This window comes from Pseudomonas sp. Y5-11, from assembly GCF_022368695.1.
Classification (GTDB): Bacteria; Pseudomonadota; Gammaproteobacteria; order Pseudomonadales; family Pseudomonadaceae; genus Aquipseudomonas; species Aquipseudomonas parakoreensis.
On sequence record NZ_CP058974.1, the window covers coordinates 6,279,036 to 6,301,701 of the forward strand.

The following is a 22,666-nucleotide window of genomic DNA, read 5'->3' on the forward strand; positions in this document are numbered from 1 at the left end:
AACAATCTAGAACTGCGTTCCAGAATCAAACACCCACTAATGGAAAATCCGTGCGAACACCGCACACCTTCGTACACGACGCTCAACCTGTAGGAGCTGCCGCTGGCTGCGATCTTTTGCTCTTGATCTGAAAAACAAAGTCAAAAGATCGCAGCCTGCGGCAGCTCCTACAAAGATCGGCGCGGGTCAGACAAACAATTCAGACGCCAGGCTCGCCGCCGACAACTCCTCGGTGAACTTCATCAGCAACGGCGCCAGTTCATGCAGCCGTGCGCCAGGCATCCGCGCGCTTGGCCCGGCGATGCTCAGTACGCCGATCACCCGGCCGTCAACGGGGTGCTTGACCACCGCGGCAATCGCCGAAGTGCCCACCGCCGAACTTTCCTCGACGCAGGCATAACCCTGCTCCCGCGCCAGCCGCAGGCGCTCCAGCAATTCGATATTGGAGCGCGGCGCATTCGGCCCAATGCCCACTGGCACTTCCGCGCCCTGGCGCTCGACCAGCGACAACGCCTCGGCATCGCTCATGCAGGCCAGCCACGCGTGCCCGGAGGCGGTGTAGAACAACGGCGCGTCGCGGCCCATGTCCGGGTCATAACGCAGGCCCGTCCGTGCGCCCTGCGCCTTGGCGATCCAGGTCTGGCGCTCGCCATCGATCACTCCCAGACGCACCAGCTCACCGGTTTCCTGCGCCAGTCGATCCAGCACCGGTTGCACGATGTCGGCACCGCTGCTCGCCAGATACTGAAACCCCATCGCCACCAGTTTGGTCGACAAGTGATAGCGCAGAGTGTCTGCATTCTGCCGTACGTAACCCAGCCGAATCAGCTCGGCGAGCATCCGGTGAGTGGCACTTTTCGGGATGTCGAGCTGCTCGGCCAGGGTCTGCATCGGCAGCCCGCGCGGCTCACTGGTGAGGCTTTCCAGGACACTGAAAACCCGTTCGATCTGACTGCCGGCCATGGGAAGATCCAAATGAAATTTCGCCGATTCTAAAAGACATCCGAGACAAAGCGAAATCCGGAACTGGCAGTGCGATAACCGCCCACTTTGCTGAAACAGGTCTTGTGGCAGATGCGCTTCATTCGCTAATTTCTGGAATCTAATTCCAATAAAATCCAGTTGCGGAGCTTTGTTTGATGCCTGCCGAACTTCCCGAAATCGACTGCGACGTGCTGGTCGTCGGCTCCGGCGCTGCCGGTTTATCCACAGCGGTCACTGCCGCCTGGCACGGTCTGAAAGTCATCGTGGTTGAAAAGGATCCGCTGTTCGGTGGTGCCACGGCGTGGTCCGGCGGCTGGGCGTGGGTACCGTGCAATCCACTGGCGCGACGCGCCGGCATCGTCGAAGACATCGAGCAACCGCGCACGTACCTGCGCTACGAACTCGGCGAGCATTACGACCCGTCCATGGTCGACGCCTTCCTCACTGCCGGACCACAGATGGTCGCGTTTTTCGAACAGCACAGCGCTTTGCAATTTGCCGACGGCAACGCCATCGCCGACATCCATGGCGATACGCCGGGCGCTGGCACGGGCGGGCGCTCGGTCATCGCGGCGCCTTACGACGGACGCCAAGTCGGACGCCTGCTCAAGCGCCTGCGTACAACGATGCGCGAAACGTCCTTCATGGGCATGCCGATCATGGCCGGCGCCGACCTTTCGGCGTTCCTCAATCTGACCCGCTCGCTGAAAGCGGCTTGGCATGTAACCCGACGTTTTACCCGACACTTGCTGGATCTGGCGGTGCACGGCCGGGCCATGCAACTGGTCAACGGGGTGGCGCTGGTCGCAAGGCTGGCGAAATCCGCCGAGGACCTTGGCGTCCTGTTATGGGAGTCGGCGCCGGTGAGCGAACTGCTGCGCGATGAAGCAAGGGTTTGCGGCGCCGTGGTCAACAGCGCAAAAGGCCCGGTCCGCGTTCATGCACGCAAAGCCGTGGTGCTGGCCGCCGGCGGTTTCGCCAATGACATCGAGCGGCGCAAGGCCTTGTTTCCGCGCACGCCCACAGGTCATGAACACTGGGCACTGCCACCGCTGGCAGTCAACGGCGATGGCCTGCGTCTGGGCGAAAGCGTCGGTGCCACGGTCAACACCGACCTGGCGTCGCCCGTGGCCTGGGCGCCGGTCTCGCAAGTACCCCATGCCGACGGCAGCATCGGCCATTTCCCGCACATCATCGAGCGCGGCAAACCGGGAATCATCGGTGTACTGCGCAACGGCCAGCGTTTCGTCAATGAAGCCAATGGTTACTTCGACTACGTCAGCGCCATGGTTGCCGCCACCCCGGAAGGCGAGGAAGTCGCCTCGTGGCTGATCTGCAGCCGCGCCTTTCAACGGCGTTATGGCCTGGGCATGTCGCGGCCATTTCCCGTTCCGCTGTCAGGATTTATCCGCAGCGGCTATCTGAAAACCGGCGACACCCTTGAAGAATTGGCCAGCGCCTGCGGTATCGATCCCGGCGGGTTGCGCCGCACTGTTGATCACTACAACTCGCATGCGCGCCTTGGCGAAGACCCGCTGTTCGGTCGCGGCGCAACGCCCTACAACCGCAAACAGGGCGATCCGGCGAACCTTCCCAACCCCTGCGTTGCCCCAATAGAGGCCGGCCCTTTTTATGCCGTGAAAGTGCAACCGGGCTGCTTCGGCACCTTTGCCGGGCTCAGGGTCAACCCGCAGGCACAAGTGCTCGACGCCCATGGCCAGCCCATCGCCGGGCTCTACGCGGCAGGTGGCGACATGGCCAGCATCATGGGCGGGCATTATCCGGCAGGCGGGATCAACCTCGGCCCGGCGCTGACGTTCGGCTACATCGCCGCCCGGCATATCGCCGGTATCACTGCTTTCGAACAGGAGATCGACCATGCAGCACATCGTTAACGCCCAGGGTTTGAACATGCCGAAACTCGGCCTCGGCACCTGGCCGATGCTCGGCGACGAATGCACCCGTGCCGTCGAGCAAGCACTGGAACTCGGCTACCGGCACATCGACACGGCAGCGGCCTACAACAACGAAGACGCCGTCGGACAAGCATTGGCGAACACGCCGACACCCCGCGAGCAGATTCATGTCACCACCAAGGTCTGGTGGGACCAGTTGCAACCCGACGCCATGCGCCACTCGATGGAACGAAGCCTCAAGGCTTTGCGCAGCGAGTATGTCGACCTGTTCATGATCCACTGGCCGAGCACTGACTGGGACTTGCCGCGCACGCTTGAAACCCTCGCATCCTTCAAGGAGCAAGGTCTGGCTCGCCACATCGGCGTGGCGAATTTTCCGCTGCCGCTGCTGCGTAAAGTCGTCGAGGAATACGCCATCCCTCTGTCAGCGATCCAGGTCGAGTACCACGTCTTGCTCGGACAAAACGCCTTGCTCGACTATGCCCGCCAACACGATCTAGGACTGACGGCCTACACGCCATTGGCGCGCAACAAGGTCTCGGACATCGCGCAGATTCAGCAGATCGCGAAAAAACACCGTGTGCTGCCGACTCAGATCGCATTGAAATGGCTGCTCGATCAGCCCAACGTCGCGGCGATTCCCAAGGCCAGCAGCCGGGCCAATCAACTGGCGAACCTGGCTTCGCTGCAGGTTGAACTGGACGCTGAAGACCGCGCACTGATCGCCGCACTGCCGAAAAATCAGCGTCAGGTCAGCCCGGATTTCGCCCCGGTGTGGGACGCCTTCGATCGCTGACGCACAGTGCGAAAGGAGAAATCCGCCAACGGATTGAATTAGTCGCGCACACGCTCGTCAATAACAGGCCCGCCCTCGTCACCCGAGGCCGGGCCTGCTTGCGTGTGCGCCAATGGACGGACGACCGGACTGGCGCCACACTCACACACCAGCAACACTCATCACCACGTACAGACAGAGGATTCCCACATGCTATGGAAAAAAGGCCGACGCAGTGACAACGTCGTCGATGCCCGTGGCGATGATAGCGGCGGCGGTGGCATGCGGTTCGGTGGCGGCAAAGGCCTGAGCCTCGGGGCGATCCTGCTGATCGTCGGCATCGGCTGGATCACCGGCCAGGACCCGCTGCAGATCCTCGGTCAGCTCACCGGGCAAATGACCGAACAATCGGCACCGGCTTCGACGCAAACCCGTCAGGCGCCACCGGCCAACGACCAGCAGGCCGAATTCGTGCGTTCGATCCTCGGTGATACCGAAGACACCTGGGGCGCGATTTTCCAGCAGGCCGGCCGCCAATATAAGGACCCGACTTTGGTGCTGTTCAGCAACCGGGTGAATTCCGCCTGCGGTCTGGCGACCTCGGCGACCGGCCCGTTCTATTGCCCGGCGGATCAGAAAGTCTATCTGGACATGGCCTTCTTCCAGGAAATGGCCCAGCGCTTCAAGGCTGCCGGCGACTTCGCCCAGGCCTACGTGATCGCGCACGAGGTCGGCCACCATGTGCAGACGCTGCTCGGCGTCTCGGCAAAAATTCAGGCAGCCCGGCAACAGGGGCGGCAGATGCAGGGCGACGGCGGTTTGCTGGTGCGTCAGGAATTACAGGCTGACTGCCTGGCCGGCGTCTGGGCCTACCATGCGCAGCAGCGCCTGAACTGGCTGGAACCGGGTGACGTCGAAGAGGCCTTGAACGCGGCCAACGCCATCGGTGATGATCGCCTGCAACAACAGGGTCAGGGCCGAGTGGTGCCGGACTCGTTTACCCATGGCACGTCGGCGCAAAGGGTGCGCTGGTTCAAAACCGGATTCGCCCAGGGCCAGGTCGGCCAGTGCGATACCTTCGCGGCGAAAAACCTGTAAATGCGCAAATGGCTTTTGGCGTTACTGATCATCGGCGGCAGCGCGCACGCGGCGGGCGTCGATGCCATCAGCTCCGGGCGTCTGCAGTTGAAGGCCGGCGAAATGGCCGTGGGCATCAGCCCCGCACCGGAAAAAATCGAGCGGGTGCTGATCGTCATTCACGGCCGTCTGCGCAACGCCGAGACCTACCGCAAGAGTGCCGAACACGCCACCGAACTGGCCGGACAAACCGCGCACACGCTGGTGATCGCGCCGCAGTTTCTCAATGAAAGCGACGTCGCCCTGTACTCGCTGCCCAACACGTTGCTGCGCTGGAAAGGCAACGAGTGGATGGGCGGCGGGTTATCCACAGGGCCGAATCCGCTGAGTTCCTACGCCGCGCTGGATGAAATCGTCGCCCGGGTCAGCGACCGCAAGCAGTTTCCGGATGTGAAACAGATTGTGATTTTCGGCCATTCCGGTGGCGGCCAAGTGGTGCAGCGTTATGCCCTGCTGGCCAAGGACCAACCGGCGCTGAAGGCCAACGGCATTCGCCTGCGCTATGTGGTGGCCAATCCGTCGTCGTACGCGTATTTCAACGAACAGCGGCCGGTCGCCTTCGATCACGCAAAGTGCCTTGGGTTTAATCGCTGGAAGTACGGTCTGAGCGACATGCCGGTGTACGCCGGCGGGCAAACGCCGTTGCAGCTTGAAAGCAGTTACATCAAGCGCGAGGTGATTTATCTGCTCGGTCAGCAGGACACCGACCCGCAGCATCCGGCGCTGGACAAGAGCTGCGCCGCCGAAGCCCAGGGTGCGTATCGACTGGAACGCGGCAAACTGTTTTTCGGCTACCTGCTGCGCCGGCATCCGGAAGGGGTGAATCAGCGGCTGGTTGAAGTGCCCGGGGTCGGGCATAACGGCGATGGGATGTTGACGTCGCCGGAGGGGCAGAAAGCGCTGTTTGATCAATGATTTTGCAGTGGCCGCTCAGGCCTCATCGCGGGCAAGCCCGCTCCCACAGGGGAATGTATTTCAAATGTGGGAGCGGGCTTGCCCGCGATGAGGCCCTTTCAGGCGCTAAAGAACTCAGGCCAGAAGCATACGCCGCAACTCGACACAATCCTGCGCATGCCAGTCGGTCAGCTCCGGCCATGGGTTATCCGGCAAATTCACCAGCACCGTCCGCGCCCCGGCCGCTCGCCCGCAATCCAGATCAAAGCGGTAATCCCCGACCATCACCATCTCGCGCGCCGGCACGTTCCAGGCCTCGGCCAGTTTCAGCAACCCGCCGGGATGCGGCTTCGGCGGTGCTTCATCGCGGCCCAGCACATCTTCCACAGCGAAGCAGTCGGCCAGGCCAATCGCTTCGAGCGTCACATGCGCCAGCTCCCGCGCGTTGCGCGTCAGGATGCCCAGGCGATAGCCACGCCCGTGCAGATCGCGCACCAGCTCCACCGCACCGGCAGCCGGTTTCGAGCCCAACGCCAGATCGCGCTCATGCTCCAGCAGCCAGGCATGTTTCGCCGCCGCTTCGTCGGCCGGCAGCGCCGCGAGGTGGGTGAGAATGTCATCCTCGGGCGGAATCGCCAGCGCCACGCGGATCGCCGCAAAGTCATGCACGGCGACCGTCAGGGTGCCGTCCATGTCGAACACCCAGTGCTTCACATCGCTCAGGCTCATGCCCAGTCCTTGCGGTGACGAATCAGGCCTTCCTGAGTCACCGACGCCACCAGTTGCCCGGCGCGGTTGTACACGCTGCCACGGGAGAACCCACGGGAATTGCCGGCCCACGGGCTGTCCATCGCATAGAGCAACCAGTCATCGGCGCGCAGATCATTGTGGAACCACAGCGCGTGATCGAGGCTGGCGACCTGCATGTCTTTCTGCCAGACCGACTTGCCGTGAGGCAACATCGAAGTGGTCAGCAGACCGAAGTCCGAAGCGTAGGCCAGCAGGTATTTGTGCAGCGCCGGAATATCCGCCAGCGCGCCATCAGCACGGAACCACACGTATTTCACCGGATCGGCCGGCTGCGGGTTGTACGGGTCTTTTTCAGTGACCGGGCGCACTTCGATCGGTTTCGGGCAGAGCAATTTTTCGCGCATGTGCTCGGGAATCAGGTGCGCGCGTTGCTGGGTCAGTTCCAGCTCCGACGGCAGGTTTTCCGGACCGACCACCACCGGCATCTGGCTCTGGTGCTCGAAGCCTGCTTCGTCGTACTGAAACGACGCGCTGCAGGTAAAAATCGGGTGGCCCTTCTGGATCGCGGTGACCCGCCGGGTGCTGAAGCTGCCGCCATCACGCACGCGATCCACCGAGTACACGACTGGCAATTTGGCGTCGCCCGGGCGCAGGAAATAACCGTGCATCGAATGCACATGGCGCGCCTCTTCAACCGTCTGACTGGCCGCCGACAGCGACTGGCCGAGCACCTGCCCACCGAACAACTGACGGAAACCCAGGTCCTGGCTGCGGCCACGGAACAGGTTTTCCTCGATCGGCTCCAGGGTCAGCAGGTCGACCAGATCTTCCAACACTTGGCTCATTCAGACTCTCCTCACACAACGCTATGCCGCGCAGTCTTGGCTGCGGCGGCCCATTCAGGTTCTGGCGCGAGCCATTGTCGCGCCATTGTAAACGTCCGTGTCGGCTTAGCCATGCAGGGTTTGCAGCCATTGCTCCCTGGTAATCCGGTACAACACATGCCGGCGCAACGGGTGATCGACGGCAAGTTTGGGGTGATCGAAATCATCGGCCGGATCGTGCTGCATGCCAATCGCTTGCATGACTTTCTCCGAGGGCAGATTGCTCTGGGCGGTGAAGGACACGATTTCCTTCAGCGACAACCGGTCAAAGCCGCAACGCAGAGCGGTCCATGCCGCTTCGCTGGCATAGCCCAGCCCCCAATGCTCGCGGGCCAGGCGCCAGCCGATTTCCACCGCTGGCGTGAACGGGGCATCGAAACCGACCACACCCAGGCCGGTGAAACCGATGAATTCGCCGCTGTCCTTGCGCTCCAGCGCCCATAATCCGAAGCCGTGTTCGGCAAAATGGCCGCGCACCCGACCAATGAGCGACGCACTTTCCAGACGGCTCAAGGGCTGTGGAAAGTAACGCATGACCTGCGGATCGGCACACATCGCCGCAAATGCCGGCAAATCTTCGTCCTGCCATTGGCGCATCAGCAATCGCGCACTTTCCAGTTGCAGTATCGGCTCCATCATGCCCCTCCGTTTCCATGCCGCAAGTCTACATCGCTGGTAGGATCGTTCACTCTTTCCATCGTTCCTACATGAAGTCGCCATGCCACTGCCGTTGATCTACCACGAAGACTACAGTCCCGAGTTTCCGGCGGATCACCGCTTTCCGATGGACAAGTTCCGCTTGCTGCGCGATCACCTGGTCGACAGCGGCCTGACCCGCGACGCCGACCTGCTGCGCCCCGAGATCTGCCCCAACGACATCCTCGCCCTGGCCCATGACCGTCGCTATATCGAACGCTACATGAGCGGCGAGTTGTCCCGCGAAGACCAGCGGCGCCTTGGCTTGCCCTGGAACGAAGCGCTGGCGCGGCGTACGGTGCGGGCGGTCGGCGGTTCGATTCTGGCGGCAGAGAAAGCCCTGGAGCATGGTCTGGCCTGTCACCTCGCCGGCGGCACCCATCACGCCCACTACGATTACCCGGCCGGCTTCTGCATTTTCAATGACCTGGCGATCATCAGCCATTACCTGCTGCAAAGCGGCCGGGTGAACCGGGTGCTGATCTTTGATTGCGACGTGCATCAGGGTGATGGCACCGCACGCATCCTCCACGACACGCCGGAGGCGATCACCGTTTCCCTGCACTGTGAAAAGAATTTTCCTGCCCGCAAGGCCGAAAGCGACTGGGACATTCCGCTGCCCAAAGGCATGGGCGATGGCGACTACCTGAAGGTGGTGGATGACACGCTCAACTACCTGCTGCCGCTGTATCAACCGGACCTGGTGCTGTACGACGCCGGGGTCGATGTGCACAAGGACGACGCCCTCGGTTATCTGCAACTGACAGACGAAGGCGTCGCCGCCCGCGATGAAAGCGTGATGCGCCATTGCCTGGGCCGCGACATCCCGGTGGTTGGCGTGATCGGCGGTGGCTACAGCAAGGATCGCCACGCCCTCGCCCGCCGCCACGGCATCCTGCATCACAGCGCGCAACGGGTCTGGACGTCACACGGTTGTCACTGAGCTGTGCTGCGTTACCCACAATGGCTGTGGAACGGCCTGTGGATAACCTGAGCGAAAGGGACTACAGCCCACAGCGAGCATGGCGTACAGCGCGCTGATTATTTTTCAACCAGCCCACCAGATTTACCGTCGTTCCCCTGTAGGAGCTGCCGCAGGCTGCGATCTTTTGATCTTGCTTTCTCACGTTCACGATCAAAAGATCGCAGCCTGCGGCAGCTCCTACACGGATCCCGGCTGTTAGAATGCGCGCCTTATCCCGCCATACCGCAGCGCACGCCATGACCCAGACCTCCGCCCCCCTCCCCGCTAACGTCGCCATCATCGGCGGTGGCCCCGCCGGCCTGATGGCCGCCGAAGTGCTGAGCCAGGCCGGTGTGCGTGTCGACCTGTACGACGGCATGCCCTCGGTGGGGCGCAAGTTCCTGCTGGCCGGGGTCGGCGGCATGAACATCACCCATTCCGAACCTTACCCGGCGTTCCTCGCGCGCTACGCCGAGCGCGCACCGCAGATCGCGCCCTTGCTGCGCGGCTTCGACGCCGACGCGTTGTGCCGCTGGATTCATGAGCTGGGCATCGAGACCTTCATCGGCAGCTCCGGCCGGGTGTTCCCCACCGACATGAAAGCCGCACCACTGTTGCGCGCCTGGCTCAAGCGCCTGCGCGACAGCGGCGTGGTTATCCACACCCGCCATCGCTGGCTCGGCTGGGATGCACACGGCGCTCTGCGCATCAGCGGCCCCGACGGCGAAATCAGCGTCAAACCCGACGCCACCCTGCTCGCCCTCGGCGGTGGCAGTTGGTCGCGGCTGGGTTCGGATGGCGCGTGGATGCTGCCCCTGGAGCAAAAAGGTGTAGGACTGGCGCCGTTGCAGCCGAGCAATTGCGGCTTCGAGGTGCAGGGCTGGAGCGAATTGCTTGTCAGCAAATTCGCCGGCGCACCGCTGAAAAATGTCGCCATCGGTTTGAACGACGATATCCCACGCTTGGGCGAATGCGTGATCACCGCGACCGGGGTTGAAGGCAGCCTGATCTATGCGCTGTCGGCACCGATTCGCGAGGCGATCAACGCGCAGGGTTCAGCCACGGTGCACATCGATCTGTTACCCGACAGGCCTGTGGATAAATTGCAGGCAGCGTTGGGCAAGCCGCGCGGCTCGCGCTCGATGGCCAAGCATCTGCACAGTCAGGTCGGGATCGATGGGGTGAAAGCGGCGTTGTTGCGCGAGTTGAGTGACGCGGCGACCTTTGCCGATCCGGCGCTGCTGGCGCGGGCGATCAAGGCGTTGCCGTTGACCCTGGTGAAAACCCGTCCGCTGGACGAAGCGATCAGCAGTGCCGGTGGCGTGACGTTCGAGGCGCTGGATGAGCGCTTGATGCTCAAAGCCTTGCCGGGAGTGTTTTGCGCGGGGGAGATGCTGGATTGGGAGGCGCCGACGGGCGGCTATCTGCTGACCGGGTGTTTTGCCAGCGGGCGTGCTGCAGGATTGGGGATGCTGCAGTGGCTACAGCACAAAACCCTGTAGGAGCTGCCGAGTGAAACGAGGCTGCGATCTTTTGACCGTTAAAAACAGGATCAAAAGATCGCAGCGTACCGCAGCTCCTACAGGGAAATGCATTCCCAATTGACGAGCGAAGGCGTCGTTACAGACGCCGCATCACATCAAGGCTTGCGCTTGCGCGGCCCGGTATTGAACACCGGCACTTTACGCACAGGCTTGATCGACGGCTCCGGCGCCTGGGTGTCGCCACTGTCGACCCACTTGCCCAGATTGCGTTTGCCGCCACCGCCACCGGAGGTCTTCGGCTTTTTCGGTTTCTTCGGCTTCTTGATCACCTGACCGCTGGCATCGGTCTCCGGCACACGGTGCTCAGGTTCGAAGTCCGGCTCGTTCTGGCGCTTCAAGGTCTGACGGGTGAGCATCTCGATGGCCGAGAGCATGTTCACTTCATCGGCACACACCAACGAAATCGCCTCACCCGTTGCACCGGCACGGCCGGTACGACCGATGCGATGGATGTAATCCTCGGCCACGATCGGCAGGTCGAAGTTGACCACCAGCGGCAAATCTTCGATATCCAGACCCCGAGCCGCGACGTCGGTCGCCACCAGAATCTGCACTTCACTGAGTTTGAAACGATCCAGTGCACGCTGACGGGTCGCCTGCGGTTTGTCGCCGTGGATACCGTCGGCGTTCACACCAAGGCCCTGGAGTTTTTCCACCAATGCGTCCACGCCGTTGCGGGTCTTGGCAAACACCAGCACCTGCTTCCACTTGTTCTTGCGCATCAGGTGCACGAACAGTTCCGGCTTGCGCTTCTTGTCCACCGTCACCACCCACTGTTTGACGGTGTTGGCCGCGACGTTGCGCGGGCTGACTTCGATGCTCAGCGGATCGTTGAGCATCTGCCCGGCGAGCAGGCGGATGTCATCGGAGAAGGTCGCGGAGAACAGCAGCGTCTGGCGTTTTTTCGGCAGCGCACGGTAGATGTTCGCCAGCTCTTCCGAGAAGCCCAGGTCGAGCATGCGGTCGGCTTCGTCGAGTACCAGAGTTTGCAGCTGATTGAATTTCAACGCGTTCTGGCGGAACAGGTCGAGCAGACGGCCCGGGGTTGCCACCAGCAGGTCGACGCCGCCGCGCAGTTTCATCATCTGCGGGTTGATGCTCACGCCGCCGTACACCGCATAAGTGCGCAACGGCAGGTTTTCCGCGTACTGGCGCACCGATTCGTGCACCTGCTCGGCAAGCTCGCGGGTCGGCACCAGAATCAGCGCACGCACCGAGTTGGCGGTGACTTTCGGCCCTTCCATGGCCAGCAACTGCAGCAGCGGCAAGGCAAAACCGGCGGTCTTGCCGGTACCGGTCTGGGCCGCAGCCATCAGGTCGCGACCGGCCAGCACGGCCGGAATGGCTTGCGCCTGGACCGGCGTCGGGGTCTGGTAGCCGAGCTTCTCAAGGGAGCGCAGCAAGGGTTCGATCAGGCCAAGGGTGGCGAAAGTCATGGGAGTACCGTAGGAAAAATCAGCGCGGTTGCGCAAAACAAGGGTGCAATGGCGCGCAGTTTACCCTAATTCACACGCGGTTCTGCTGGAACGGCGGTCTTCGGCGGCTCCGCGACCAGCGGCTGCGCCGGCCGCCGCCATTGCGGCAGACCGATCAGCACCACCGCGCTGATGATCACCAGCATCGCCAGTGCTTCTTCCATGCCGATGGTCTCGCCGACAAACACGATCCCCAGCAACACCGCCACCGCCGGGTTGACGTAGGCGTAACTGGTGGCCGCCGCCGGACGCACGTGTTTGAGCAGGTACATGTAGGAATTGAAGGCGATGATCGAGCCGAAGAAGATCAGATACCCCAGGGCCAGCCAGCCTTCCACCGGTGGCAGGGCTTGCAGGTGCTCGCCGCTGACCGCGCTGCCGATCAGCAGGACCACGCCGCCCACCAGCATCTCCACGGCACTGGCCATCGCCCCTTGCGGCAACGGCAGGTGTTTGCTCCACACCGAGCCGAAGGCCCAGGTCGCCGCCGCGAAAATCAGCAACGCCGCGCCCAGCGGGCTCGATTGCAGATTGGAGCCCATGTTGAGCATGGCGATGCCGATAATTCCCAGCGCCACCCCGGCCCACTCCAGCCGCGTATTGCGCGCGCCCCAGAAATAGCCGCACAACAACGTAAACAACGGCACGGTCGCCACTGCCAGTGCCGCCACGCCGGACGCCACACCCGTGTGCTCGGCGACACTGACCGCGCCGTTACCGAAGCTGAGCAACAGAATCCCGATGATCCCCGCCGCTTTCCACTGCACCCAGGTCGGCGCCGGCGCGCCACGCCAGCGCAGGAAGGCGTACATCAGGCTGCCGGCAATCACGAAGCGCACCCCGCCGAGCATCAGCGGCGGCCAGTATTCGACGCCGAGGCGGATCACCAGATAGGTCGATCCCCAAATCACATACAGCGCGAAAAACGCGGCGATCAACGGCAAGGAAAAACGGCGCAAGGCAGGCATGGGCAGCTCGACAGTCAAAGGCAGGGTGAGGATTATTCTAGAAAGGCCCGCGAGCAAAAATAAGTTACAAAACCTGTTTATCGCGCCGGTACACTTTTGAAACAACGGAGATCGACGGGATAAGCCGTGATTTCGAAAGTCTGGCATTTTCAGGAGTCCGGCCTTGGACAAATACGACCGCATGCTGCTCAGCGCCCTGTTGGAAAACGGTCGCGCGTCCTACGCCGATCTGGCGCGCAAGGTGAACCTGTCCGCCCCGGCAGTGGCCGAACGGGTGGCCAAGCTTGAGGCGTCCGGCGTGATCACCGGGTATCAGGCGAACATCGACCTGTCGAAAATCGGTTTGCCGATCCAGTGCATGATCGAGTTGCGCCTGCACCAGAACGGCAGCCAGAAGGTCTACGACGAACTGGTGAAAATCCCGCAACTGACCGAGTGCTTCCGTGTGACCGGCGATCCATGCGTGATGATGAAGGGCGCGGTGGGCTCGATGACCGAACTGGAGGAACTGATCAATCACGTGGCGAAGTTTGGCTTCAGCAAGACCTCGATCGTGTTGTCCAGCGCAATCGAGAAGCGCGTGCCGCTGAGCCATATAGAAGCCAACGGCAAATAGTTCGGGCCAACCACAAATCCACTGTAGGAGCTGCCGAAGGTTCGGGCCGCGTTCGGACGATCTTTTGACTTTGACTTTTAAAAGCAAGATCAAAAGATCGCAGCCTTCGGCAGCTCCTACAGGGGGGCTGTGTCGGGCTGGGGATCAGCGGTAGCGCTGCAGGTGTTCGCTGACTTTGGCTGCCGGGACTTTCTGCAGTTTGCACAGCAGGTCATGGTTCAGCTCACGCACGCCATGCTTGTGCCGCAGCTCTTGCGCCAGATGCGCTATCAGGTTGGCCGCCATCTCGGCATCCGCCATGGCCCGGTGCGCCTGGCCGGTGTGTGGCAGGCGGGCGAAGGTGGTCAGGGTGCCGAGCTTGTGATTCGGTGCCGCCGGCATCAGGCGCCGGGCCAGCAGCAGTGAACAGGCGAAGTTCTGCAGACGGGTGCGTTTGATCCGTCCCAGTTCAAAGTCCCAGAATTTCTGGTCGAACGAAGCGTTGTGCGCCACCAGCGGGGTGCAGCCGACGAATTCGTTGACCTCTTCCATCACCCGCTCCGCCGCAGGCGCGCTACGCAGCATGGCGTTGCTGATGCCGGTCAGTTGCTCGATGAACGCAGGGACGCGCACACCGGCATTCATCAGGCTCTGGTAACGCTCGACGATACGGCCGTTTTCCAGCATGACCACGGCGATTTCCGTGGCGCGGCAGTTGCTGTTCGGCGACAGGCCGGTGGTTTCAAAGTCGATGACTGCAATGCGTTCCAAACCGGGTTCAACTCCGTTCAAATCAATTTTTCAGCTTAATTCTTCAGCAACAACGCGCCTTCGATCGGCACGTAACGGCTGGCGGCGCGGATCAGCGAGTTGGCGGTCAAGCCGGGCACGCCGTAGGCGACTGCCTGTACGCCGTGCTTGCTGATGATGCGTTCGAGCAGCATGTCGAAGTCGCCGTCACCGGAGGCCAGGACGATTTCGTCGACGTGGTCGGCGGCGTCCATGATGTCGAGGGTGATGCCCACGTCCCAGTCGCCCTTGGCCGAGCCGTCGCTGCGCTGGATGTAGGGTTTGAGTTTCACGGTGAAGCCGAGGTTGCGCAGGATCTGCTGGAACTGCTGCTGCTTGCTGTCGCCGCGATCGATGGCGTAAGCATAGGCCTCGACGATCTGCCCGTGCTTGCTCACATCCGCCCACAGCGCGGCGTAGTTGAAATGGCAACCATAGGCCTGACGCACGGTGTAGTAGAGGTTCTGCACGTCGGCGAACACTGCGATTTTTTTCACCGGGATTCCTGTGAGCGCATAGCGCACGAAGCGGGATCAGGCGCCAGGCCCGAAAAAGGCGCTCAGTATGCCAGCCCACAGGAAGGTGGCGCGAATAATCGACCCACCACTCCAGACGGATGGTGGACTGTGGCGAGGGGATTTATCCCCGATGGGCAGCGCAGCGGCCCCGAAAATGGGACTGCTGCGCACTCCATCGGGGATAAATCCCCTCACCACAGGTTTGATACTGGCGGCTTATTACTCAGACGAACGAATCGTCGTCATCGAAAAACGACGAGCTGTCATCGCTGTAGTCCGTGTCGGTAAACCCGCCCTGGTCATTGCCGGAGAAACCGTTATCGGCCACACGCTGGTCATTGCCCCAGTCGTTGCCGCTCTGGTCGGCCACCTGCGCCGGTTCTTCCTTGATCACTTCAACGATTTCTTCAGGCTGCTGGTTGTGATGGAACAGGCTGCTGATGCCCTGCGCCAGCATCACGCCACCGGCCACGCCAGCGGCGGTTTTCAGGGCGCCGCCGAGGAAGCTGCTGCCCGCCGCCGGGGCGGCTTGCTGCGCGTAATTGGGCGGTGGTGCGGCATAGTTCTGTTGTGGCGCTGGCGCAGAGTAGTTCTGCTGCGGTGCCGGTTCACGCCAGCCGCTGGTGGAGGCCGGAGCGCTCTGGGTCGGCGCCGGACGCGAGCTGCTGCCGCCGAAGATGCTCGACAGGAAACCGCCACCGCCGCTTGGCGCCGGGGCCACACTCTGGGACTTGGCCGCTTGCAGTTCAGCCTGCAACTGCTGGACTTGTTGGGTCAGTTGCTTGTTCTGTTCGTCGATGCGCTTGATGGCCGCCTCTTGCACCAGAATCGCCTGGGTCATGAAATAACCTGCCGCTGGCTGGCGGGCCAGGTGTTCCTTGATCCGCGCCTCGGCCTGGGCGTCACGCGGGGCTGCCTCCGTTTCGGCCTGTTGCAGCCGGGAAAACAGTCCATCGATCAGGGTTTGCTCTTCGCTGTTCATGGCGACCTCGTAGATTGCCGGGGATAACGTTGCCCGTGCCCACTGCGGACATGGCGCACCTCTGTAATGGAGGCAGTGACAGGATGTTTCAACGACCTTTACCGAATGTTTACGTTTGTGTCGGCCCACGCATCATCGGTTAAAGTGAGCCACTGTTTTCCACCTGCGATACCGACTGATGAATGCCTTCGATGTACTGCGCGACTCTCTGTATTTTTTCAAACGCCACCTGGGCAGCATCGTGCAGCTGTGCCTGCCGCTGGTGATCTTCGAGGCGGCGCTGCAGCAAGTGGTGGATCACGTCACCGACCCGGACAGTTTCTCCGCCGCCAGCGTGGTGGTCGGTCTGCTGGTATATCCGCTGTACACCGCCGCGCTGATCCTGTTCCTCGACGCCCGCACCCGTGGCGAAGCCCCGCGCAATCTCGATCTGCTGGCGATGTCCGCGCGCCTGTGGCCGCGTTTCGCCCTGCTCACGGCGCTCAATACCTTGCTGATTCTGCTGGGGCTGTCGTTGTATTTCCTGCCAGGCTTGATGCTGATGGTCATGCTCGCATTTGGTGAGTACCTGCTGGTGTTGCGCGGTATGGGGCCGTTGCAGGCGATGAAGGAAAGCCTGCGCCTGACCCGTGGGCATTTCTGGCGGATCCTGCTGTGCATTCTGTGTGTGATGGGGCCGTTGTGGCTGCTCAAGGGCGCGACCCTGGCGGCCTACCCCGACCCACAGAATCCGCTGATCGCGGTACTGATCGACAGTGCGCACAGCTTCCTGCAGCTGTTCACCAGCGTGGTGCTGTTCCGCCTGTTCATGCTGATCAGCGAATTGCCTGACAAACGTAGCGGAGCAGTCTGACTTCAGGAGACTTGGGCCAAGCGTCTGCGGTCGGGTATGCTCGCAAGCACTTTTGTAACGCGATAAGCCGAGCCATGCCCCGTCTGCTGCGCTACTCCCTATTGTTGATTGTGCTCGCCATCGCCCTGATCGGCGGGCTGATCTACAGCCTGACCTGGCGCCCCGGCGCGCGCGAAACCTTGCCGGTCACCTGCACCGGCACCCCACCGACACTGGTGCCCGGGCAGGCACTGAAAGTCATGACCTGGAACGTGCAGTACCTGGCGGGCAAGCGCTACGTGTTCTGGAACGACCTCGCCCAAGGCACCGACGAAGCGCCAACCCCGGAAGACATGGCTTTCAGCCTCGACGAGGTGGCGCGGGTGATCCGGGACGAGCAGCCCGACGTGGTGCTGCTGCAGGAACTGGATGACGGCGCCAAGGCCAGTGATTACCAGAACCAGCTCAAGTTGCTGCAGGAACGGGTCACCGACCTCTACCCGTGCAGCGCTCACGCGTTCGACTGGAAGGCCGATTTCGTTCCCGACCCGCATATTTTCGGCAGCGTTGGCCGGCAATTGGCGACCCTCAGCCGCTACCGCATCGAACACGCCGAACGCCTGCAATTACCGGTGCCGCCGGCGAATATCATCGCTCGACAGTTCGCACCCAAGGATGCGTTGCTCGCCACCAAGCTGCCGCTGAGTGACGGCGGGCAACTGACGGTATTCAACACCCATCTGGATCGCGCCAGCCAACCCGACGACACCTTGCAGGCGCAAGTGTCGGCGGTGGCCAAGATGCTCGACAAGTATGAGAGCCAGGGCCTGGCGTGGCTGATCGGCGGTGACTTCAACCTGTTGCCGCTGGGCCAGTATCAACGCCTGCCCGCCGAGCAGCGCACGCCTTATTCCATCGACAGCGCCCTGCACCTGTTATGGGACAAGTACCCGATGATCCCGACCAACAACGAGGCCTGCGGCGTCGACCGCGCCCACTGGCTGACCCACTACCCCAACGACCCCGGCCTCAACGGTCCGGATCGCACCGTCGACTACCTGTTCTACAGTCCGAAAATCAAACGGGTCGAAGCGAGCGTGCGCCAGGACGATACCTTGCGCATTTCCGATCATCTGCCGGTGATTGCGCGGTTTCTGCTGCCCGCTGCTCCCTGATCACCAATTACCGCTGCAGGAGCTGCCGAAGGCTGCGATCTTTTGACTTTTTCAAGGATAAGATCAAAAGATCGCAGCCTGCGGCAGCTCCTACAGGGGACTCATGCGATCAATGGACTTCTTCCAGGTCGTCATGCAACAACCCGAAAATCTCCCGTTTCATGTCGATAAACGAGCGCTCCATGACCATGTCCAGTGAGCGCGGACGCTCGATCGGCACGTCGAGGATCTGCTTGATCCGCCCCGGTTTGGCGCCCATGACATAGACCCGGTCGCCCAGCAGGATCGCCTCGTCGATATCGTGGGTGACGAACAATACGGTCTTCTTGCTGTTGCCCCACACCCGCAACAATAACTGCTGCATTTGCAGGCGGGTCTGGCTGTCGAGGGCGCCGAACGGTTCGTCCATCAGCAGAATCTGCGGGTCGTTGGCCAGCGCCCGGGCAATCGCCACGCGCTGCATCATCCCGCCCGAGAGTTGCTTGGCGTAATTGTCAGCAAACCCGGCAAGCCCGACTTCGTTGACGTAGTAATCGACAATTTCCTTGCGCCGCGCCGCCGGCATGCCGCGCCGCTTGAGGCCGAACTCGACGTTCTGCCGCACCGTCAGCCACGGAAACAGCGTGTAGCTCTGGAACACCATGCCGCGATCGGCACCGGGGCCCTGCACTTGCTGGCCGCCGACGTAGATCTCGCCTGAGGTTGGCTCGGCGAGGCCGGCGGTCAGGTACAACAGGCTCGATTTGCCGCAACCTGACGGCCCGACCAGCACCGCGAACTGCTGATCCGGCACCTCGAACGACACCTGTTCCAGCGCCGTGAACGTACCGCCATCAGGCTTTTCGTAGCGCAGGCTGACCTTGTCCACTTGCAGGCGCGGGGCGGCTTGCGGCGCCGCAGCGCGCGATTCGGTAAAGCGATGATTGGCGGCAGTTACTGAGCCCATGCGGCAACCCTCAGGCGGAGAAAGCGGAACAGTTGATCGGTGACCAGCCCCAGCAGGCCGATGATCGCGATGGCGAGGAAAATCACGTCGACCTGAAAACCGCGCATGGCTTTCAGGCTCAGGTAACCGAGGCCGCTCGACGCGGCGACCAGTTCGGCCACCACCAGATAGGTCCAGGCCCAGCCCATGGTCACGCGCAAGGTGTCGAGCACGCCGGGCACCGAGGCCGGGGCGATCACATGCAGCACCGCGTCGCGGCGGTTGGAACCGAGCGTGTAAGAGGCGTTGATCAGGTCCTTGGAGATGCCCTTGGACACATCCGCGATCATCACCAGTTGCTGGAAGAACACGCCGAAGATGATCACCGATACCCGCTGCTCCAGACCGATGCCAATCCACAGGATGAACAGTGGCACGAACGAGGTCACCGGCAGGTAACGGATGAAGTTGACCAGCGGTTCGAGAAACGCCTGGACGATGCGGAAGCTGCCCATCAGCAGGCCCAGCGGTACCGCCACCAGCGACGAGACGATGAACCCGACCATCACCACTTCGACACTGGCCCACACATGGGTACCAAGGGTGCCGTCGCGGCTCAGGCGCACGGCGGCTTCAACCACCGCGCCGGGCGTCGGCAGAAACATCCCCGGGACGATGCCGCCGTAGGACAGCCCGGCCCACAGCCCGACCAGCAACACCCAGGCCAGACCACTGGCGCTCCATACCACCGGCACCGGCAAGCCGGTCTTCGGTGTGATGCAGCGACTCAGCCATGAATTGCGCTTGAACATGACCAGTCTCCTAGAGCGGGCTGACGAAACGGTTATCCACCAGATCGTCGTTACTGACGTTGTAGGGTTTGCCCTGCAATTCGCTGGCGGTTTCGTTGGCCAGTTTGATCAGCGGTGCGCTGTCACCCGGCGCGCCCGGTTTGCCCAGCAGCTTCTCGCTCATGGCCTGATCGTAGAAACGCACGCCTTGCGCTGCAGCAGCCAGTTCCTTCGGATCGGACAGATAACCGCCGACGCCCTTGGCCATGATTTCGTAGGCTTGCTGTGGATGGTCCTTGGTGTATTGCACCGCTTTGTAGAGACCGGCGACCAGCGCCTTGACGTCTTCGGGCTGCTTCTCGATCACCGTGCAGTTGAGCGCCACGACATCGACAATCACCCCGGGCGTACTGCTGCTGTCGATCAGCACTTTGCCCTGCTGCTTGTCGCGCACCATCGACAGGTGCGGTTCCCAAGTCACGGCGGCCGGCACGCGACCGGCAATGAACGCGGTGGCAGCATCGTCGGCAGTCATGTTCTGCACGGTGATGTCGCTCATTTTCATGCCGTTCTTTTTCAGCAGATAGGAGAGCCAGAACTGCGAGGTCGAACCTTCGTTGACGGCCACGGCCTGGCCCTTGAGTTCCTGCAACGACTTCACGTCCTTGCCCACCAGCACGCCGTCGCCACCATGGCTGTCATCCAGTGCCGCCACGGCTTTGAAGCAGAACTGCGGCCGGTACTTGAGCACTTCGTCGATGGTCGACGCCGAACCGGAGAGTTGTCCGGAAGCCTGTGCGGCCATGTACATCGAAGCTTCTTCGACCACCGGCAATTCGACGGTCAGGCCGTTTTCCTTGAAATAGCCCAGGTCCTGAGCCAGATACAGCGTGCCATAACCCACCCAGGTGGTATGGCCGATGGACAAGGTGCCGGCCTGCGCGCCGGTCGCGACCGTGGCCGCCAGGGCGGTGATCGCCAGTGGATGGGTGAGACGGAGACACAAGGACTTGATCATGGAGCACTCCCGACGCTGTTGATTTAGTTTTGTCATGGGCAGTACGGCCAGCACCAATGATGTGAATCCACACTGCGGTCTCTGCTGGACGCTGGCGTGAACCACCGGGCTGGCAAGATCGATGGTGGCCCATGTGCGGGCTGAGGAAAATCAGGAAATTGTTGGCAGCAAATGATGAAAAAACTGCTTAGCGTGCACCGCAAAAGCGCGGGGTTGGCAGGGATGCTCACGGTCGGTGCAAGCCAGGAATTTTCACTGCCTGGGAGAATGCCATCGCTGGCAAGCCGGCTCCCACAGTAATCGTTGGTGTACCCGGAATGGGTGGACACCACAAAACCTGTGGGAGCTGGCTTGCCAGCGATAGGGTCTACGCGGTCTCAGCGCAACTGAAACCAGGTGGTTTTCAACTGGGTGTATTTGTCGAACGAGTGCAGCGACAGGTCGCGGCCGAAGCCCGATTGCCTGCCGCCGCCGAACGGCACGGTCACGTCCAGCGCATCGACGGTATTGACCGATACCGTGCCCGCCCGCAGCCTTCGCGCCACGCGGTGTGCGCGATGCAGATCATCGGTCCACAGCGACGCCGCCAGCCCGTACACACTGTCGTTGGCCAGGCGCACCGCCGCGTCTTCATCATCGAACGGCACCACCGCCAGCACAGGGCCGAACACCTCTTCGCGAAACAACGCCATGTCGGCACTCACGCCGGTGAAGATCGTCGGCTCGATGAAGTTGTCCGAGCCGTTGAAGCGCCGTTGCTGACCGCCACACACCAGGCTCGCACCCGCCTGCCCGGCCTCGCGGATGGCGCGCATGATGCTCGCCGTCTGCCGGTGATCGACGATCGCTCCGGCGCGGCTTTGCGGGTCGAGCGGATCACCCGGCAGCCAGCGTTCGGCCTGGGCTTTGAGGCGTTCGACAAACGCATCATGAATCGAATGCTCGACCAACAGTCGCGAGTTGGCCGAACACACTTCGCCCTGATTGAAGAAGATCCCGAACGCGGCTTTTTCCGCCGCCAGGTCCAGATCCCGGCAATCGGCGAACACCAGATTGGCACTCTTGCCGCCGCACTCCAGCCACACTTGTTTGAGGTTGGATTGCGCCGAGTACTGCATGAAATATTTGCCGACCTGCGTCGAGCCGGTGAACACCAGACAATCGACATCCGCGTGCAGGCCCAAGGCTTTGCCGGTCTGCTCGCCAAGCCCCGGCAACACGTTGAGCACGCCCGGTGGCAGGCCCGCTTCCAGTGCCAGCTCGGCCAGACGCAATGCCGAAAACGGTGATTGCTCGGCCGGTTTGAGGATCACCGAATTACCCGCTGCCAGCGCTGGCGCAAGCTTCCACGCGGCCATGTCCAACGGGAAATTCCACGGCACCACCGCTGCCACCACACCCAGTGCTTCACGGGTAATGGTCGCCAGCACATTGACGGCGCCGGGAGCGATCTGGTCGTAGAGTTTGTCGAGGCTTTCGGCGTACCAGCGAAACACCCCGGCGGCGCCCGGCACATCAATGTTGTAGGCGTCCATCACCGGTTTGCCCATGTTCAGCGAGTCGAGCAGGGCCAGCTCCTGACGATGCTCCATCAACAGCTCGGCCAGGCGCAGCAGCACTTGCTTGCGCTCGGCGGGCGGGCGTTGCGCCCAGATGCCGGCCTCGAACACGTGTCGCGCGTTACGCACCGCCGCGTCCACATCCGCCTCGCCACAGGCCGCGACATTGGCCAGCAACTGGCCGGTGGCGGGATTGATCGCGGCGAACGTCTGCCCCGATTGCGCGGCGCAATGCTGGCCGTTGATCACGGCTCGATCGGGAAACTTCAAGGCACCGGCCTGGCGCTGCCACTCTGCAAGTTCGAACACGTCGAATGCTCCTTGGACGTTATTGTGCAGTCGATGGTGGCGCAGGCCCGGACGGGCGAAAATTAGTAAAAATGTCTTCGCAGGCAATGAAAAAACTGCTCAATCGGTTTCCCCAAAACCGCTGTGGATGACTAAGGTTCAAGGATAAGAACAACGTCGCGCAGCGGACGCGGCGGCGCACAAATT

22 protein-coding genes are annotated in these 22,666 nt (G+C 62.1%); 9 read left to right on the forward strand and 13 right to left on the reverse strand.

Translation table 11 applies throughout. The features are described 5' to 3' along the window. Nucleotides 1-186: 186 nt before the first annotated feature. Nucleotides 187-963 (reverse strand): IclR family transcriptional regulator, encoded by a 777-nt coding sequence (locus HXW87_RS28270; protein ID WP_047296719.1) that lies wholly within the window; start codon nt 961-963, stop codon nt 187-189. Nucleotides 964-1,139: 176 nt separating this feature from the next. Here HXW87_RS28270 and HXW87_RS28275 point away from each other — a divergent pair, with 176 nt between their 5' ends. The 4 genes from HXW87_RS28275 (at nt 1,140) to HXW87_RS28290 (ending at nt 5,727) form a co-directional block, all read left to right on the forward strand. Beyond that, the gene (locus HXW87_RS28275) at nt 1,140-2,879 is read left to right on the forward strand and encodes an FAD-dependent oxidoreductase (protein WP_239778194.1); all 1,740 of its coding nucleotides are present in this window, start codon (nt 1,140-1,142) and stop codon (nt 2,877-2,879) included. After that, nucleotides 2,863-3,696 (forward strand): aldo/keto reductase, encoded by an 834-nt coding sequence (locus HXW87_RS28280; protein WP_239778195.1) that lies wholly within the window; start codon nt 2,863-2,865, stop codon nt 3,694-3,696. The genes HXW87_RS28275 and HXW87_RS28280 overlap by 17 nt, the downstream gene beginning before the upstream one ends. Nucleotides 3,697-3,885: 189 nt before the next feature. Then, nucleotides 3,886-4,773, forward strand: coding sequence for a neutral zinc metallopeptidase (locus HXW87_RS28285; protein ID WP_108183876.1), 888 nt, complete (start codon nt 3,886-3,888; stop codon nt 4,771-4,773). After that, nucleotides 4,774-5,727 (forward strand): alpha/beta hydrolase family protein, encoded by a 954-nt coding sequence (locus tag HXW87_RS28290; RefSeq protein ID WP_239778197.1) that lies wholly within the window; start codon nt 4,774-4,776, stop codon nt 5,725-5,727. 114 nt (nt 5,728-5,841) lie between these two features. Here the strand turns inward: HXW87_RS28290 and HXW87_RS28295 are convergent, their stop codons facing one another. From HXW87_RS28295 to HXW87_RS28305, 3 genes are all read right to left on the reverse strand, one after another. Then, nucleotides 5,842-6,435, reverse strand: coding sequence for an HAD family hydrolase (locus tag HXW87_RS28295; protein ID WP_198760290.1), 594 nt, complete (start codon nt 6,433-6,435; stop codon nt 5,842-5,844). Continuing rightward, a complete protein-coding gene (gene tesB, locus HXW87_RS28300; protein WP_003228466.1) occupies nt 6,432-7,301 on the reverse strand; it encodes an acyl-CoA thioesterase II in 870 nt (289 codons plus the stop codon). The genes HXW87_RS28295 and tesB overlap by 4 nt, the downstream gene beginning before the upstream one ends. A gap of 105 nt (nt 7,302-7,406) precedes the next feature. After that, nucleotides 7,407-7,976, reverse strand: coding sequence for a GNAT family N-acetyltransferase (locus HXW87_RS28305; protein ID WP_047296730.1), 570 nt, complete (start codon nt 7,974-7,976; stop codon nt 7,407-7,409). An 82-nt stretch (nt 7,977-8,058) separates the two neighbouring features. On the opposite strand from HXW87_RS28305, the gene HXW87_RS28310 reads away from it, so the two are divergent. Together HXW87_RS28310 and HXW87_RS28315 are read left to right on the forward strand one after the other, a co-directional pair. Continuing rightward, nucleotides 8,059-8,979 (forward strand): histone deacetylase, encoded by a 921-nt coding sequence (locus HXW87_RS28310; protein ID WP_047296732.1) that lies wholly within the window; start codon nt 8,059-8,061, stop codon nt 8,977-8,979. A 278-nt stretch (nt 8,980-9,257) separates the two neighbouring features. Beyond that, complete coding sequence (locus tag HXW87_RS28315) at nt 9,258-10,502, forward strand: TIGR03862 family flavoprotein (protein WP_239778199.1); 1,245 nt, start codon at nt 9,258-9,260, stop codon at nt 10,500-10,502. A 137-nt stretch (nt 10,503-10,639) separates the two neighbouring features. Here the strand turns inward: HXW87_RS28315 and HXW87_RS28320 are convergent, their stop codons facing one another. Both HXW87_RS28320 and yedA read right to left on the reverse strand, forming a co-directional pair. Continuing rightward, nucleotides 10,640-11,980: a DEAD/DEAH box helicase gene (locus HXW87_RS28320; protein WP_041065140.1), complete on the reverse strand. Its 1,341-nt coding sequence runs from the start codon at nt 11,978-11,980 to the stop codon at nt 10,640-10,642. Between the two features lie 65 nt (nt 11,981-12,045). Further along, nucleotides 12,046-12,987 (reverse strand): drug/metabolite exporter YedA, encoded by a 942-nt coding sequence (yedA, locus tag HXW87_RS28325; protein ID WP_239778200.1) that lies wholly within the window; start codon nt 12,985-12,987, stop codon nt 12,046-12,048. Nucleotides 12,988-13,150: 163 nt separating this feature from the next. Here yedA and HXW87_RS28330 point away from each other — a divergent pair, with 163 nt between their 5' ends. Then, nucleotides 13,151-13,603: an Lrp/AsnC family transcriptional regulator gene (locus HXW87_RS28330; RefSeq protein ID WP_041065134.1), complete on the forward strand. Its 453-nt coding sequence runs from the start codon at nt 13,151-13,153 to the stop codon at nt 13,601-13,603. Nucleotides 13,604-13,747: 144 nt separating this feature from the next. Here HXW87_RS28330 and HXW87_RS28335 read toward each other — a convergent pair whose 3' ends face one another. From HXW87_RS28335 to HXW87_RS28345, 3 genes are all read right to left on the reverse strand, one after another. Then, on the reverse strand, nt 13,748-14,353 hold the full coding sequence (locus HXW87_RS28335) for a 3'-5' exonuclease (RefSeq protein WP_239778202.1): 606 nt from the start codon (nt 14,351-14,353) through the stop codon (nt 13,748-13,750). A 35-nt stretch (nt 14,354-14,388) separates the two neighbouring features. Continuing rightward, entirely contained in the window at nt 14,389-14,868 is a 480-nt protein-coding gene (locus tag HXW87_RS28340; RefSeq protein ID WP_041065128.1) for an NYN domain-containing protein, read from the reverse strand. A gap of 244 nt (nt 14,869-15,112) precedes the next feature. Further along, nucleotides 15,113-15,871, reverse strand: coding sequence for a DUF2076 domain-containing protein (locus HXW87_RS28345; protein WP_239778204.1), 759 nt, complete (start codon nt 15,869-15,871; stop codon nt 15,113-15,115). 178 nt (nt 15,872-16,049) lie between these two features. On the opposite strand from HXW87_RS28345, the gene HXW87_RS28350 reads away from it, so the two are divergent. Beyond that, a complete protein-coding gene (locus HXW87_RS28350; RefSeq protein ID WP_047296744.1) occupies nt 16,050-16,724 on the forward strand; it encodes a YciC family protein in 675 nt (224 codons plus the stop codon). A 74-nt stretch (nt 16,725-16,798) separates the two neighbouring features. Then, nucleotides 16,799-17,878 (forward strand): endonuclease/exonuclease/phosphatase family protein, encoded by a 1,080-nt coding sequence (locus tag HXW87_RS28355; protein WP_239778206.1) that lies wholly within the window; start codon nt 16,799-16,801, stop codon nt 17,876-17,878. Nucleotides 17,879-17,987: 109 nt separating this feature from the next. Here HXW87_RS28355 and HXW87_RS28360 read toward each other — a convergent pair whose 3' ends face one another. From HXW87_RS28360 to HXW87_RS28375, 4 genes are all read right to left on the reverse strand, one after another. Beyond that, nucleotides 17,988-18,824 (reverse strand): ABC transporter ATP-binding protein, encoded by an 837-nt coding sequence (locus HXW87_RS28360; RefSeq protein WP_239778208.1) that lies wholly within the window; start codon nt 18,822-18,824, stop codon nt 17,988-17,990. Then, nucleotides 18,812-19,615 carry an ABC transporter permease gene (locus HXW87_RS28365; protein ID WP_041065113.1) on the reverse strand — a complete coding sequence of 268 codons (804 nt, stop codon included), beginning with the start codon at nt 19,613-19,615 and terminating at the stop codon, nt 18,812-18,814. Before HXW87_RS28365 ends, HXW87_RS28360 begins: the two co-directional genes overlap by 13 nt. Before the next feature lie 10 nt (nt 19,616-19,625). Then, a complete protein-coding gene (locus HXW87_RS28370; protein WP_047296750.1) occupies nt 19,626-20,612 on the reverse strand; it encodes an ABC transporter substrate-binding protein in 987 nt (328 codons plus the stop codon). Nucleotides 20,613-20,989: 377 nt separating this feature from the next. After that, entirely contained in the window at nt 20,990-22,480 is a 1,491-nt protein-coding gene (locus HXW87_RS28375; RefSeq protein WP_239778209.1) for an aldehyde dehydrogenase, read from the reverse strand. Between the last annotated feature and the right edge of the window lie 186 nt (nt 22,481-22,666).

Coding starts and splice junctions, on each gene's coding strand:
- HXW87_RS28270 (WP_047296719.1), bottom strand. CDS start 963: ATGGCCGGCAGTCAGATCGAACGGGTTTTCAGTGTCCTGGAAAGCCTC.
- HXW87_RS28275 (WP_239778194.1), top strand. CDS start 1,140: ATGCCTGCCGAACTTCCCGAAATCGACTGCGACGTGCTGGTCGTCGGC.
- HXW87_RS28280 (WP_239778195.1), top strand. CDS start 2,863: ATGCAGCACATCGTTAACGCCCAGGGTTTGAACATGCCGAAACTCGGC.
- HXW87_RS28285 (WP_108183876.1), top strand. CDS start 3,886: ATGCTATGGAAAAAAGGCCGACGCAGTGACAACGTCGTCGATGCCCGT.
- HXW87_RS28290 (WP_239778197.1), top strand. CDS start 4,774: ATGCGCAAATGGCTTTTGGCGTTACTGATCATCGGCGGCAGCGCGCAC.
- HXW87_RS28295 (WP_198760290.1), bottom strand. CDS start 6,435: ATGAGCCTGAGCGATGTGAAGCACTGGGTGTTCGACATGGACGGCACC.
- tesB (WP_003228466.1), bottom strand. CDS start 7,301: ATGAGCCAAGTGTTGGAAGATCTGGTCGACCTGCTGACCCTGGAGCCG.
- HXW87_RS28305 (WP_047296730.1), bottom strand. CDS start 7,976: ATGGAGCCGATACTGCAACTGGAAAGTGCGCGATTGCTGATGCGCCAA.
- HXW87_RS28310 (WP_047296732.1), top strand. CDS start 8,059: ATGCCACTGCCGTTGATCTACCACGAAGACTACAGTCCCGAGTTTCCG.
- HXW87_RS28315 (WP_239778199.1), top strand. CDS start 9,258: ATGACCCAGACCTCCGCCCCCCTCCCCGCTAACGTCGCCATCATCGGC.
- HXW87_RS28320 (WP_041065140.1), bottom strand. CDS start 11,980: ATGACTTTCGCCACCCTTGGCCTGATCGAACCCTTGCTGCGCTCCCTT.
- yedA (WP_239778200.1), bottom strand. CDS start 12,987: ATGCCTGCCTTGCGCCGTTTTTCCTTGCCGTTGATCGCCGCGTTTTTC.
- HXW87_RS28345 (WP_239778204.1), bottom strand. CDS start 15,871: ATGAACAGCGAAGAGCAAACCCTGATCGATGGACTGTTTTCCCGGCTG.
- HXW87_RS28350 (WP_047296744.1), top strand. CDS start 16,050: ATGAATGCCTTCGATGTACTGCGCGACTCTCTGTATTTTTTCAAACGC.
- HXW87_RS28355 (WP_239778206.1), top strand. CDS start 16,799: ATGCCCCGTCTGCTGCGCTACTCCCTATTGTTGATTGTGCTCGCCATC.
- HXW87_RS28360 (WP_239778208.1), bottom strand. CDS start 18,824: ATGGGCTCAGTAACTGCCGCCAATCATCGCTTTACCGAATCGCGCGCT.
- HXW87_RS28365 (WP_041065113.1), bottom strand. CDS start 19,615: ATGTTCAAGCGCAATTCATGGCTGAGTCGCTGCATCACACCGAAGACC.
- HXW87_RS28370 (WP_047296750.1), bottom strand. CDS start 20,612: ATGATCAAGTCCTTGTGTCTCCGTCTCACCCATCCACTGGCGATCACC.